Here is a 13,449-nt window from a genome sequence, read left to right on the forward strand (position 1 = left end):
GCGCCTGTCAGTATTTGGACTGGTGCACCCATCCTAAATATGGCAATCAACTCCAGCGCGGAGAGGTTGACAGGTGCCAAGTCTTATTCGGTAGTTGCTCATACCTATTTCATCACCAATAAATTCGATTTCGATCTTCAAAGGCTTCCTCTTGGGCGAGTTTTTAACACGCAATATAGATACATTGCTTTTTGGATCATTTGTTTGATCGCTGATCGTGTTCATATTTATTTGGATGGGGGTATCTTGCCGAACGCAAAGATGCGATCCTTCAACAAATTGGAGCTCTTCACCTATAAATTGTTGGCAGTAGATGTGTTTGCGTGGACCTATGGTGGAGATTGCCGCACCCAGCGCATCACCCGTTCGCTGGGAGACCCGAACTGCTGCACGGATTGCACCGCTCAAAATTCAGCATGTATCTGTGATGAGGGCTTGTTTCGACCTCGATATGACTATGCGCGAGATAAATGCGTGGCAATTTTCTCGATGGGGGACATGATTGAGTACACTCCCGGAAGCGTAAACACACTATATTTCTGGCCGCTGGATATTGTCGATGAAAAATATAAAAATATCCAGACTGTTTCTGAATTGAATCCACCATTGGTGCGGATTGTCCACGCTCCCAACCATCGGATGTTCAAGGGCACGAGATTCATAGAGGCGGCTGTTTCTGAATTATCTGCCGAAGGATTGGCTGTGGAGCTCGTGCTGGTTGAGAGGGTTCCAAATCAGCAGGCCCTCAAGATCTACCAAACGGCTGATATTATTGTGGATCAAGTTATGGTGGGTTTTCATGGGTTTTTTGCTCTTGAGGCAATGGCCATGAGCAAGCCGGTCGTGTGTTTCATTCGCGAACCGGAGCGCTATCTTATTGATGCAAAAAACTCTCCCATTATTAATGCCAATCCGGAGAACATCAAAGAGGTGCTCCGATCATGGGTGAATGCAAGTCGGTCGGAACGTCTCAATCGGGGCCTGCAGGGTCGCAATTTTATTGAAAAGCATTATTCTATGGATGCTTTTGCCAAACGCTTGGGCAAGGCATATACAGAGCTTGGAGTGTCTAAATGAGATATTGTGTCGTCGGGTCTGGTGGTTATATAGGTCGGTTTCTTTGCGAGCATTTGGTCAAACAGGGGCACTCTGTCGACAAGGTTAGCTCCTCGCTGGCAGGAGGCATCGACCCAACCACAGGACTGTTGCCCGAGTTGGATTTGGCACAGGTTGACGTTGTGGTGTATCTGGCTCAGTCGCCGTTCTATCGGCAGTTGCCTCAGCGGGCCCCCCATCTTCTGGCGGTCAATTGCGTCAGTGCGGTCCATGTTGCTATCGCTGCTCAGGTATCGAACGTTTCCAAGTTTATTTACGCATCGACGGGAAACGTCTACCAAGCATCTTTTGATGCATTCAAAGAGCATTCCACGCTGGAACGTGGGAACTGGTATTCGCTATCGAAAATAATGGGCGAGGAAGGTTTGCGCCTGGCCGCCGGTGGAATGGACCTAACGTGCCTTAGGATTTTCGGCGTGTACGGGCCCGGCCAAGCAGACAAGCTCATCCCCAATCTCATAGCGCGCGTGAAACGGGGTGAAACCGTGACCGTTGATCGCCAGCCCTCCGCAGCGGAGGCCCAGCCTGAAGGGTTGAGAACCAATCCCATCTATATCGATGACACTGTGCGGGCCATCGAAATGGTTGCTGGGATTCGCGGTGTGCCGGTCATGAACTTTGCAGGCGATGAAGTGCTTTCGATCCGGCAGATGGTGGAAATCATTGGCGAAGTGGCTGGTACCTCGCCGCAGGTGGCCGTGAACGATCGTGAGCGGCCAGGGGATCTGATCGGGGACACGTCCCTTTTCCGCTCTCACTACACCCTTCCGCTGACCCCATTTAAAGAGGGCATTCAAAAGGTGCTAGAAGCCTCGCAATGAGGGTTCTTCATCTTCCCACCTCTATTGGCAACAATGCCTGGGCCCTTTCCAGGGGCGAGCGGGCATTGGGCGTGCACAGCGATACTTTGGTGACTCAGACGTCCTATCTGGACTACCCTGCCGACTCGATCGTCGACCTCAGCGGTTCCCGTACGGCATTGGGAAGGTGGTATCTCCTGCTCAAGGCGTTCCTGTCTCTGAGGGCGCGCTATGACGTATTTCACTTCAACTGGGGCTCGTCATTGTTCACGATGCGCGGGATCAATCTGCAGCACCTTGAACTGCCTTTCTACCCTGACACAGCGGCCTTGTTTGCGACCTATAACGGGTGCGATGCCCGTCAGAAATTGCCCACGCTGGCCAAAGGTGGCTTTAGCGCCTGTGAGCATTGCGTCGTCCGGGATTGCGGACCAGCCCTCGACAGGAGCCGCGAGGCTGGAATCATCAAGATGGAACGCCATGCTCAGCACCTCTGGGCGTTGAATCCCGACTTGCTCCCCTTTTTGCCAAACCAGCGTTCTGGATTCCTTCCATATGCCGTGCCCATTGTGGAGAAGGCGAGGCCACTGAGGAATAAGGCCAGACGCCGCCTGCGTGTCGCGCATGCCCCGACCAATCGCGAAATCAAGGGCACTGCGTTTCTTCTGAACGCGGTGGAACAAATTAACAGGCGACATCACGACGCCATCGAACTTGTTTTGGTCGAGGGTAAATCACATGCCGAGGCGCTTGAAATCTATGGGGCCGCGGATGTCGTCGTGGACCAGTTATTGATAGGCTGGTATGGAGCATTCGCAGTCGAAACGATGATGCTGGGAAAGCCTGTCGTTGTGCGGATAGATGCACGGGATGCACATGCGGTGCCTGGACCGATGCGCGAAGAGCTTTTGCAAGCCGTCATTCAGGCAGATCCGAACACCATTGAAGAGGTTCTTGAAGGGTTATTGGATTCGCCCGCAAAGTTAGCCGGATACGCAGAAGCCTGCTTTGAATATGCCCGCAGGTGGCATGACCCCGTTCATGTCGCTTCATTGACCGTGGCCAAGTACGAAGAAGCGTTGAAGGCGAAATAAGCATGTGCGGCATTCTTGGTTTGTATGGCGCTGGCCGTCTCGACAATGCTGAGGAGAGGCTCGAGCTGGGCCTTTCGAAGTTGGGGCGCCGGGGCCCCGACGATCATGGGTTGTCGAGCGTGTGGTTACCCGATGGCCAAATGCACCTTGGGCACACCCGTCTCAGTGTCATCGACCTGACAGATGCAGCACACCAGCCCATGGCGAGCCGGGACGGGCGATTCTTGCTGGTCTTCAACGGAGAGATTTACAACTATCGCGAGCTTCGTTCAGAACTTCAATCTCTTGGCCGTCATTTCCACTCAGCCTCCGACACGGAAGTGCTGCTGCAGGCTTGGGCCCAATGGGGGGGCGCTGCACTTGCCCGGTTTGTCGGCATGTTCGCCTTCGTCATTTTCGACCGCGAAACGAACTTGCTGCATGGGGCCCGCGATGCCTTTGGCATCAAGCCGCTCTACTACCACAAGGATGATCGGAATTTTTGTTTCGCCTCTGAGATTCCTGCGGTCCAGGCATTGCGGTCGTTCACGCCAGCACTTGACTGGCAGGTCGCCTATGACTATCTGGCGCATGGTTCCTATGACACAGGCGAGCGCACCTTCTTTGCCGAAGTGCGTGCGCTGCCACCTGGACACCGTTTCACCTACGACCCGGGCTCCAAGAGCTTAGTGCTTGAACGCTGGTGGGCACCAAAGATTGCACCAACTCAGCGGCTGACGATCGACGACGCGGCACAGGCGCTTCGCGGCCATCTGTTGGACAGCGTGCGGCTTCATCTTCGCAGCGATGTACCCCTAGGGGCCGCGTTATCGGGGGGGCTCGATTCCTCCGCCATAGTGGGTTGCATGCGGCATCTCGAGCCCGAAGCGCCCATACACACGTTTAGTTTCATTGCGGCCGGGGACTCGGTTTCGGAAGAGCAATGGGTCGACCGTATGACTGCGCACGTTGGTGCGGTGTCGCACAAGCTGAGCATCACGCCGCAGGAGCTTGCAGCCGACCTGGACGACATGATCGCGACGCAGGGTGAGCCCTTCGGTAGCACCAGCATTTATGCCCAATACCGGGTGTTTCAGCTGGCACGGGAGCACGGTGTGACCGTGACGCTCGATGGACAAGGCGCGGATGAACTGTGCGGCGGTTATGTCGGCTATCCTGGGCCGCGCGTACGCAGTCTCCTGGACGAAGGGCAGTGGCTGGGTGCGGCTGCATTCTTGCGGGATTGGGGGCGTTGGCCTGGTAGGGCGTCGCTGGACGGATTCAAGGCTGCAGTAGCGGAATACACCAGCGATTCCGCCTACCAAACGCTGCGCAGCTTGAACGGTGCGAAGGCCTGTCCGCCTTGGTTGGATGGACATGTATTGGCCGATGCAGGCGTGGCGCTGCGTTTTCCACGCGAATTGCCACCTCAGACGGCCCCTGGTCGCCGGCTGGTGGCAGAGTTGGCCCGCTCGTTGCACGGCGTTGGATTGCCAGGCCTGCTTCGCCACGGTGACCGCAATTCCATGCGGTTTTCAGTAGAGAGTCGTGTACCGTTTTTGACGACGGAACTGGCCGACTTTTTACTGACGCTGCCGGAGGAATATTTGGTGTCACCCCAAGGCGAAACCAAGCATCTGCTGCGCCGAGCGATGCGTGGCTTAGTGCCGCAGGATGTGCTGGATCGTCGGGACAAGATCGGCTTTGCCACGCCCGAGCAAGCATGGCTTTTGCAGGTGGCGCCGCAGGTGCGAGAGTGGCTGCGGTATCCGCTGAATTTGCCGTTCTTCCGTCAGAATGAAGTGCTGAAGGCTTTCGATCAAGTCGTTGCGGGCCAGCGTCCGTTCAGTTGGCAGGTGTGGCGCTGGATCAATTTCACGCGCTGGCATGCTCAGCACTTCGCGAGGTGAACTGTTGTGGCCCGTCTGCTGTTGTTATCGCTTTCGCCTATCGCATCTGACCCCCGTGTGATGCGCCAGTACGAGGCGTTGAGCGCGGAGCATGAGGTTCATGTGATGGGCTTCGGGGAGCACCCGTCTGGTGTGTTTCATTTCACCTCCGTAGAGCAGCCGCAAGCGAGTCGCATTGTCGTTTTACGCAATGCATTGCGGTTGGCTTTTCGCCGCTACAGCACCTATTACTGGCAGCACCCTCAGATTCGTGCGCTGGAGAAGGCCGCAGCGCAGGTGCCAGCGGGTTTCGACTTGGTATTGGCCAACGATGTGATGGCCTTGCCGATGGCACTGAGGCTGGCGGGCAGTGCCCCCGTGTGGCTAGACGCGCATGAGTATGCCCCGCGAGAGTTCGAAGACATTTGGACGTGGCGCACGTTGCTGGGGCCTTTCTTCGACGCCACCTGCCGTGATGCGCTGCCGCGTGTAGCTCGCATGAGCACCGTGTGCACAGGCATCGCACGCGAGTACCAGCGGTGCTACGGCGTCCCGGTATCCGTCATGCCAAATTGCCCTGAGCGACAGAGCTTGTCGGTACAGCCAACGCATGCCGACCGCATTCGGCTGATTCACCACGGTGCAGCCATCGCCTCGCGCAAGATCGAGGTGATGATCGACCTTATGGACCATCTGGACGATCGCTTCAGCCTCGACCTGATGCTGATGGCGCAAGATCCAGATTACCTCGCCGCGTTGAAGCATCGGGCGGCCCCGCATTCGCGCATCCGGTTCATTCCACCTGTGGCCATGCGCGACATCGCCGCGCACACCAATGGCTATGACATCGGCCTCTTCCTGTTGCCCCCTACCAATTTCAATTACCTGCATGCACTGCCCAACAAGTTCTTCGAATTCATGCAGGCGCGCCTGGCCATCGCCATCGGTCCGTCGCCTGAGATGCAAGCGCTGGTGACCGAGCTTGGTTGCGGCGTGGTCAGCGGCAGTTTCGAGGCAGCAGACCTGGCCGCGCATCTCTCGCGCCTCACACCCCAGGACATCGATGCCATGAAGCGCGCTTCGGACTTGGCCAGCCAGCGGTTCAATGCGGCGGCCACTCGCCAATGGCTTCGTGACGAGGTGCGCGGCTTGCTGGCCGACCGTGCCTGCCCGGTGCATTGACGCCATGCGTGCGATTGTTCTCGGAACCCAGTCATTCATCGACGGCGGCACCAAGGTGGGTTCTCAGCATCTGGCGCACGCGTTGGCGGCGGCGGGCTGGTCGGTCGACTATGTGCCCACGCTCTCCTCTCCGCTGGACGTGGTGGGCCGCCAGCGCCATGCCCGGCTGTCGAGAGCATGGGGACATGGGATGCTGCAGCGAGCAGTGGGCATTTCGCAAGGTCTCACCGAGTGGAGCCTTCAATCGATGTTTCCCGCGCATCGGCTTTTTCTGCGTTGGCCTTGGCAATTGGCGGCGTATGGCCGACGCTGCCCGTCGCCATTGCGCGACGGGCCGTTCGATGCATGCATCGCCGATGTCGCACCCAACATGTTGCTGCTGCACCAGATCACGGCCCGCGCCAAGATCTGCCGCCTCAACGATTGGCCGCAGGGGTTCGCTCGCGATCTGCACCCGGTGCTCATCAACGCGCTCGGGTCCATGGTGGGTGGCCCCGATTTCAATGAAGTGTGGGCCGTCTCTGAACCCCTAATGGAATATGCCCGTGCGCTGAACCCCCAGGGTGAGGTGGTGCACATTCCCAATGGGGTAGAGGCCCGTCTTTTGATGCCAGCCACGCAAAGCCCGGTGGCGCGACAGCCGCGCAGCGCGGTCTATGTCGGCGGGCTCACGGCTTGGCTGGACACCGGCTTGCTCGCCCAGACCGCGCGCTTGCTTCCCGATTGGACCTTTGCGGTGTACGCCCCTGGTACGCCCCCGCAGCACGGATGGCCGCCCAACCTCCAATGGCGCGGTAGCGTTGGCCGTGCGGAACTGCCAGCGGTTCTCCAAAGCCATGAAGTGGGCCTGATTCCTTTTTGCGAGGCCGATGGACGCATGCGCTATGTCGAGCGTCCCTTGAAGTTTTATGAGTACATCGCAGCGGGATTGGGTGTGGCCAGCACGGATTTGGGCGCGATGCGCCATGGGATGGGTGACCTGGCCTGCTATGGCAACGATGCACGGACATTCGCTGATGCCATCGTTCAGGCCCGGGAGCAGGCGCAGGTTCGCCCTGCGAGCTTCGTGAAAGACTTCGTGCAAGCCCACGACTGGAGTGCGCGCGCACAGACCATGCTGGCCCGTCTGGAGATGTTGCTGGCATGAAAAACTACCTTCTCTACGACTTCATCCAGGTGGCCGGAGGCGCGGAGCGGGTCACGCTCACGCTGGCTGAGGCCTTTCCGGACTTTCAGACCCTGGTCAGCCGGTCCTACCCGGACGCCCAACCCTTGCTGGATGCCTCCTCTGCCCAAGTGCAGGAGTTGCGGGGTGGCTGGTCTGTGTGCCTTCCCCGTATTTGGGAAAGCATGTGGTGCTTCCGGTTTCGGGCCGGACGGTTGCACGATGCCCACACCGTGCTCTACAGCGGTTTCTATGCCCCGCTGGCGGTCTACCAGCAGCGGTCTGGCCGGCGCTTTTACTATTGCCACACCATCCCCCGATTCGCCTACGACCTGTACGACAGCACGCTGGCGGGTTTTCCGTGGTGGCTTCGGCCGTTCTACGCAATCTTCGTGCGGTGGTTTCGCAAGCAGTACGAAGCGGCCATCGGCCGAATGGATCGCATTTTTGTGAACTCGGAGAACGTTCGCGCACGGCTCCAGCGGTATATAGGGTTGGATGCCGAGGTGGTCTACCCCCCCGTGGCCACACAGCACTTTCGGTTTTTGGCCGATGAGGGCTATTACCTCTCTACCGCACGACTGGTGCCCAACAAGCGGGTGGATGTGATTGTGCGGGCTTTCCTTCAGATGCCCGAGCGCTCCCTGGTTGTGCTCTCTGGCGGGCCGGAGCTGGAGCGATTGAAAGCGATCGCCGGAGTGGCGCCCAACATCCGGTTCACCGGCTGGCAGGCCGATGACGCGCTGCGGCGCTGGGTGGGCAACGCTCGCTGCGTGATTTACCTGCCGGTGGACGAGGACTTTGGCATGTCTCCCGTGGAGGCCATGGCTGCAGGCAAACCCGTGATCGGTGTGGCCGAAGGGGGGTTGTTGGAAACAGTCGTTCCGGCAGAGACTGGACTGCTATTGAATCCGCCGCCCAGCATCGAAGCGCTGATCGACGCGGTGGAAGAAATGGAAATTTCTGTGGGGCCTACGCTCTCGGAACTGTGCCGACGGCGAGCGGTATTGTTCAGCGAAAAGCAGTTCATTCAATCAATGAAAAAGCATTTGAGATAGCAGGTAATTAATGAGTTCGAATCACCATATTAAAGAGGTTGACAACCTTAGGGCCGTGGCCATTGTCATGACATTGGTGGCGCATCTGGGTTTTTTTACCCATGAAAATAATGATTGGTATGCGTATGTCATTCAAAATGTGGCCCAGTTTTGGGGTGGCGTGGATCTGTTTTTCGTCATATCCGGTTTTGTCATCTCCAAGCAACTGCATGCCTTGTTGCTCGTTGGCGATGGATGGAGCGCCAACGCCGATGGGCTTAAGGTTTTCTTTGTAAAACGATTTTTCAGAATATTTCCGCAGGCTTTTTTCTGGGCGGCTGTCGTTCTCTTCTTTAGTTGGTATTTTCAGGGGGTTGGTAAATTTGGAGATGTTTCAAAAGTCATATGGCATTTTTGGGCATCCATTCTCTCTGTGGAGAATATATATCTGATTTTTGATGTGATTCCGCAGCTGTCAATTTATTGGTCGCTTTCGATAGAGGAGCAGTTTTATATTATCTTTCCACTCCTGCTGGTCTTCTTGCCAAGAAAAAAGGTGTTTGCCGTTTTTCTGGTGGCAGCAGTTGTCCAACTTCTGCTTCCTCGTCCCGTCGATCAGTCAAAAATAATATTCATGGTGAGATATGACGCTTTGATACTGGGTTACTTTATCTATCTTTGGACGTTCACAAGCCACTATTTGAATGTAAGGGGAAGATTGGGAAATAGGTCGCAAGTGCTATTTACCGTTCAAATTTTGCTGCTTCTTGCGATCATGGTCATACCTGTTCACATGCGCGGCGTATGGTGCATGGTGGGGGTATTGGATATTTTTTGTTGCTTGATCGTTGCAATTTCAGTGCTGCAACTCAAGGCTTTTGAATTCCGCACCTGGGCAGGAAATGTCTTTGGCTATCTGGGTAAGCGCTCGTATGCGATTTACTTGTGCCATATTCCGGTCGCTTTTTTGCTTCTCAGTGCGGATTCGCTTCTGGGAACCCATTGGGCACCTCAGAAAATAATGGACTACCAGATATTCGGAACGATAGTGTTGATCTTTGTCGCTGCCGAAATGTCTTATCAACTCATTGAAAAGCCGTTGCGCGAACGAGGCCGCGTTCTCGCACAACGGTGGCAAGGCGCCGCGCGGACGGTGCCCGTCTAATTGACGGGATGCCATCGAACTGCGCATGCAGTTCTCGCAATGTCCTACCGCCGAGTCAACAATTAAGACTTGGAGCGCCAGTGCGCAATGGATAGCAGAGACGATACGGCTATGTATCGAACGGCGTTCGCCCAAGATTGAAAAATCTTCGATTTGTCCACCTTCAAGGTCTGCATGGACAGCGCTACTTCTGCAATGCGAAGACCACGGCGCCGGAGGAGCAATAGCGTTCCGATGTCCTGATAGTCGAGCAAAGTGGCCTCTGTCGAGGTGGCGGCCTCCAGTGAGCGAAGGTTATAGAGCCTGAAGCCGGATACAAAATCCCGTAGCGCAAATCCTGTAATCCAGCGAAACCACTGCCAAGCGAGTCGTCGAATCCAACTGATGCGCGCCGGGAAAGAGCCTACGACGAGGTCTCCCTCATACCGGTGATTCAGAAGTGTTTTAATTTCTTCCACCTCATAACGGCTTTCCGCATCAATAGTGATGACCGTTGAGTATCCTTGGGCCAAGCCATAGCGTAGGCCGGTTTGCAGGCTGCCCCAGCTCGTCATAGTCAGCAGCGGGCTTAGAACTTTGGCCCCTTCCGTTTCTGCAATGTGGCAAGTGGCATCAGTGCTTCGGTTGTCAACGATCAGCAAATCCGCCTCCACCAGCGCTCGCACTCTGCGCATCAGGTGTTCAATACTGGCGGCATGGTTGCGCGTAGAAATGACAACAAGCAAGCGTGAATTGGCGCGAGGAGTCAGTCGGCTGCTTTGGGTGACATGCTTGTAATGTTGCGAAATCACGCGTTCGCACTGAGTGATGTCGAAGTACTTCAAAAGCGCTTGGTGTCCGTTTTCGCCGAACTGCATGCGCATCTTGGAGTCGTGTTGTAGTCGTGCAATGGTGCTGCGCCAGCTGTCCACATCTTCAATGGGAACATGAAGTCCCGCATGGGCTTTCGCAATGACCCATGGCATGCCTGAGCCGGGAAGATCCGTGACGATGCAAGGGCGCATGTGCATCATGGCCTCCAGCAAGACGATCCCAAATGCCTCAGTGCGCTCGCGTGATGCAAGGCAGAAAACATCGCACCCCGCCAATAAAGCGTGCTTTTCGTCGTCGCGTACGCTGCCCAATAACCTGACGGCAGGGACTGACCCCATTGGGGTCGTGCTTGTGATGAGTGCTTCAAGCGACTCGTGCAACTCCCCACCCCCGGCAATAAGCAGTTCGACGCCGACCATGCCTTGCACTGCGCGCACCAGTGTCTCAAAGCCCTTGTAGTAGGTCAGTCGGCCTATAGATAGAAGTTTCAATCGCGCGGTGCTACGCCACTGCAGCTCTGCACGCAATCTAGGGGATGGCAGGGGCTCTTGGAGTTTGACGCCGAGCGGAACCACCCGACACTTCTCCTTCCAATCCCGAAGAGGTGGGCTCGCTTCAAGATAGGGGGGGGACGTCGCAAACACCATGTGTGCTCTGTCGAGTACGGCGTATTCGAAAGGGCGGTATAAAAAATAGGCGAGTGCAACGGACCATTTGATGTCTGACATCACCACGTCCGAATGCCAATGCACCACGCAAGGTGTTTTGCGCGCAGCGGGCAGTGTCAATGCCCACAGTGCGGAGTTGTTAGGCAGGTGCAGGTGCAGCACATCGGGCTGAAACGCTCTGATGGCGTTGCCAAGCGCAGATCTGAAACCGAGGGCGATGGGGGCATACACCAAATTGAACTGTACGGGCACACGCACCAGCCAGTGCGGGTCGTCTTGCCGTGGCGTGCCATGCACCAGGGCAAACGCCTCAATGCCCTGTGCTCGCTGGGCTTCAATCAGGTCGGACAAAAAGACTTCCATACCCCCCATGTAGGGAGGGAAGAATTTGCCGATATGAAGAACACGCAGGGCCATACTGGAACGGCTTGCGTCGCTTAGGGCTTCGACTTGCCGGCAGGCTTGATTGCAGAAGTCAGTTGCTCACGCACTTGCCGATACTGCGCGTTGCGTGGCTCCAGCTTGATCGCCTCATCGAGATCTTTCAGGCCATCATTCAGTTTGCCCGCACGGTAAAACGCAACGCCTCTTCCGTAGTAAGCAGGGGCACTGGGTGCAGAGGCGATTAGGTCGTCAAACAGTGGCACTGCTTTTTGCGTGTCGCCCTTGCCAACCATTGCCATGCCCATACCCAGCAAGAGCCGGGGATGTTTGGGGCTCATTTGCAGCAGGGTTTCAAAGTCGCTGATGGCTGCGTCATATTGCTGGGCGGCAATGCCTGCATCAGCATGCCGTTGCAACAGCAATACTTGCATTTTCTTATCGGTGTTGTTTCCTTGGGTCGCGTCTTTCAGGGCTGCTCCAAAGCTCTCGAACGCCAATGGGAATTGGCCTAGAGCGAAGGCCGACTCGCCCCGGTGGTAGTGCAGCGATTGCCCACTGAAGCCCTTGGCCTGTGCAGCGGCAAACGCCTGTAGCGCTTCTGCATGCTTCTTTTGCTGTTGCAGCGTGACCCCAATATTGAAGCGAGCATTCCCGCCCAAGTCCCCCAGGGCATCGGCCGTCAGAAAGGCACGCTCAGCCAATGCGAGGGATCCTTTTTCAAGGTGATAGGCGCCCAGGTTCAAGAATGGGCGGCTGCGTCCAACGGCATTGGCTGGGGCTTTGGTGTCGATCTTCTCGGCTGCATCAGCCCAGGCAGTGCCTTCATCCCTGAGGGAGAGGTTGCGCTCCAATGCCAATCCGCCAAAGATCAACGCAATCAAGACTCCCACGGCGTAAATCGTCTTGGGCTTAAAGCCGGTCAGCACAATGGCAACAAGGCCAGGGACGGCCACAGCCCACAAATAACTGCGGTACAGCACAAACGGGTCTTGCACCCAAACCGTGGCAAATTCGGTTGCAAACCAAAGCAGCGGGAACAGCAGGATCAGACCCGCCAAACCCAGGGCATCTTTGCGGCGTACCACCATCCAAATCGCTACCCCAAGCAAGCAGACGTAGCCCAAGGTACCAGCCAAATGTCCCCACGAAGCAAACCCCAGCGGAAACGCCGGACGCAGATCGACTGACATCCACTGCACGTTGGGGACAAACCACAGCAGGCCATATGCAAAAAACAATGCCGCTTCGTTCAACAGACTCAAGGGGTAGATCTGGGCTGTGATCCCGGGGCGCATGGCCTCCAGCTGCTGCACCAATGCTGCAGAGCGTGGGTCAAACACCTTGCCCAGCACTGCCCCATAAATGCCAAAAAACGCAGCGGCAGCGAGTGCCAACACCAGCAAAGTGCCTCCGGCGACAATAGCAATAGCCCTCCAGCCGGGGCGGCGGATGTAGATGTACAGCGGCATGGCCATGGCAGCTGTCATGACGGCATACTCTTTGGACAGCACGGCCAGCACATAGCTACCCAAAGCCCCTGCGTACCAGCCAGCGCGCCCCGTTTGCAGGCCGCGAACGAAGAGCCAGCAGGCCAGCACCGCAAACAATGTCGCCATAACGATAGAGCGCTGAACCAAGTACCCTACTGCGTAGACTGCGACCGGGTTCAGTGCGAACAGTGCCACACCCACCTGCAATGCGGCTGTGCGGGATGCCTCAAAGTGCGGTTGATCCTCAAACTCTTGCGGAAATTTGGCTTGGGTCAGCAGTGCTTTCAGTAGCGCATATATGCAAGCGACCGTACCCAGGTGCAAAGCGATATTCAGAAACCGCTGTTTCCACCACCCTTCGCCGAACAAACTTTGCAGCCAAACGAAGCTTCCGTACGACAGCATCCGCTGTTTGAATTGGAGCAGGCTGCCGTATTCGCCAAAGATGGTGCCATCGCTCAATCGCAAGTCATCAAACAGCAAATCATTGCGAATGCCGGGCAGGTAAATGCCCAGCACTGCCAAAACAAGGGCAATGGCAAATAGGTAGGTTGCTTTGCGCGATGTAGCCATAAGAATTTTTGAGGAAGAATGCCAGGGTTTGCCGACAGCGCTACACAGGCAGTCACAGGCAGGCAAACGGGTCGGAGCGAGTCTAAGCCATGCG

General features: G+C 56.4%; 10 protein-coding genes. 8 read left to right on the forward strand and 2 right to left on the reverse strand.

Going from position 1 to position 13,449, the window contains the following annotated elements; genetic code table 11:
- Window positions 1–39: 39 nt before the first annotated feature.
- The 8 genes from C8C98_RS21565 to C8C98_RS11935 are packed head-to-tail and all read left to right on the forward strand — an operon-like array spanning window position 40 to window position 9,427.
- The gene (locus tag C8C98_RS21565; protein ID WP_158600166.1) at window positions 40–1,077 is read left to right on the forward strand and encodes a glycosyltransferase; all 1,038 of its coding nucleotides are present in this window, start codon (window positions 40–42) and stop codon (window positions 1,075–1,077) included.
- Window positions 1,074–1,937 carry an NAD(P)-dependent oxidoreductase gene (locus C8C98_RS11905; protein WP_121454450.1) on the forward strand — a complete coding sequence of 288 codons (864 nt, stop codon included), beginning with the start codon at window positions 1,074–1,076 and terminating at the stop codon, window positions 1,935–1,937. Before C8C98_RS21565 ends, C8C98_RS11905 begins: the two co-directional genes overlap by 4 nt.
- The gene (locus tag C8C98_RS11910; RefSeq protein ID WP_121454451.1) at window positions 1,934–3,010 is read left to right on the forward strand and encodes a glycosyltransferase; all 1,077 of its coding nucleotides are present in this window, start codon (window positions 1,934–1,936) and stop codon (window positions 3,008–3,010) included. Before C8C98_RS11905 ends, C8C98_RS11910 begins: the two co-directional genes overlap by 4 nt.
- A gap of 2 nt (window positions 3,011–3,012) precedes the next feature.
- Complete coding sequence (asnB, locus tag C8C98_RS11915) at window positions 3,013–4,899, forward strand: asparagine synthase (glutamine-hydrolyzing) (protein ID WP_121454452.1); 1,887 nt, start codon at window positions 3,013–3,015, stop codon at window positions 4,897–4,899.
- A 6-nt stretch (window positions 4,900–4,905) separates the two neighbouring features.
- Complete coding sequence (locus C8C98_RS11920) at window positions 4,906–6,060, forward strand: glycosyltransferase (RefSeq protein WP_147436365.1); 1,155 nt, start codon at window positions 4,906–4,908, stop codon at window positions 6,058–6,060.
- 4 nt (window positions 6,061–6,064) lie between these two features.
- Entirely contained in the window at window positions 6,065–7,207 is a 1,143-nt protein-coding gene (locus C8C98_RS11925) for a glycosyltransferase (RefSeq protein WP_121454454.1), read from the forward strand.
- Window positions 7,204–8,283: a glycosyltransferase gene (locus C8C98_RS11930; RefSeq protein ID WP_121454455.1), complete on the forward strand. Its 1,080-nt coding sequence runs from the start codon at window positions 7,204–7,206 to the stop codon at window positions 8,281–8,283. The genes C8C98_RS11925 and C8C98_RS11930 overlap by 4 nt, the downstream gene beginning before the upstream one ends.
- Window positions 8,284–8,293: 10 nt before the next feature.
- Complete coding sequence (locus C8C98_RS11935) at window positions 8,294–9,427, forward strand: acyltransferase (RefSeq protein ID WP_121454456.1); 1,134 nt, start codon at window positions 8,294–8,296, stop codon at window positions 9,425–9,427.
- A 62-nt stretch (window positions 9,428–9,489) separates the two neighbouring features.
- Here the strand turns inward: C8C98_RS11935 and C8C98_RS11940 are convergent, their stop codons facing one another.
- Together C8C98_RS11940 and C8C98_RS11945 are read right to left on the reverse strand one after the other, a co-directional pair.
- Window positions 9,490–11,325, reverse strand: coding sequence for a glycosyltransferase (locus C8C98_RS11940; RefSeq protein WP_121454457.1), 1,836 nt, complete (start codon window positions 11,323–11,325; stop codon window positions 9,490–9,492).
- A gap of 20 nt (window positions 11,326–11,345) precedes the next feature.
- Entirely contained in the window at window positions 11,346–13,355 is a 2,010-nt protein-coding gene (locus C8C98_RS11945; RefSeq protein WP_121454458.1) for a tetratricopeptide repeat protein, read from the reverse strand.
- Window positions 13,356–13,449: the final 94 nt, after the last annotated feature.

Origin of the sequence: Acidovorax sp. 106, from assembly GCF_003663825.1 — a bacterium.
In the GTDB taxonomy this organism is placed as follows: domain Bacteria; phylum Pseudomonadota; class Gammaproteobacteria; order Burkholderiales; family Burkholderiaceae_C; genus Acidovorax.

Excerpts from the sequence above, each read along its gene's own strand:
- C8C98_RS11925 (WP_121454454.1), top strand. The coding sequence starts at position 6,065 with ATGCGTGCGATTGTTCTCGGAACCCAGTCATTCATCGACGGCGGCACC.
- C8C98_RS11930 (WP_121454455.1), top strand. The coding sequence starts at position 7,204 with ATGAAAAACTACCTTCTCTACGACTTCATCCAGGTGGCCGGAGGCGCG.
- C8C98_RS11910 (WP_121454451.1), top strand. The coding sequence starts at position 1,934 with ATGAGGGTTCTTCATCTTCCCACCTCTATTGGCAACAATGCCTGGGCC.
- C8C98_RS11945 (WP_121454458.1), bottom strand. The coding sequence starts at position 13,355 with ATGGCTACATCGCGCAAAGCAACCTACCTATTTGCCATTGCCCTTGTT.
- asnB (WP_121454452.1), top strand. The coding sequence starts at position 3,013 with ATGTGCGGCATTCTTGGTTTGTATGGCGCTGGCCGTCTCGACAATGCT.
- C8C98_RS21565 (WP_158600166.1), top strand. The coding sequence starts at position 40 with ATGGCAATCAACTCCAGCGCGGAGAGGTTGACAGGTGCCAAGTCTTAT.
- C8C98_RS11935 (WP_121454456.1), top strand. The coding sequence starts at position 8,294 with ATGAGTTCGAATCACCATATTAAAGAGGTTGACAACCTTAGGGCCGTG.
- C8C98_RS11940 (WP_121454457.1), bottom strand. The coding sequence starts at position 11,325 with ATGGCCCTGCGTGTTCTTCATATCGGCAAATTCTTCCCTCCCTACATG.
- C8C98_RS11905 (WP_121454450.1), top strand. The coding sequence starts at position 1,074 with ATGAGATATTGTGTCGTCGGGTCTGGTGGTTATATAGGTCGGTTTCTT.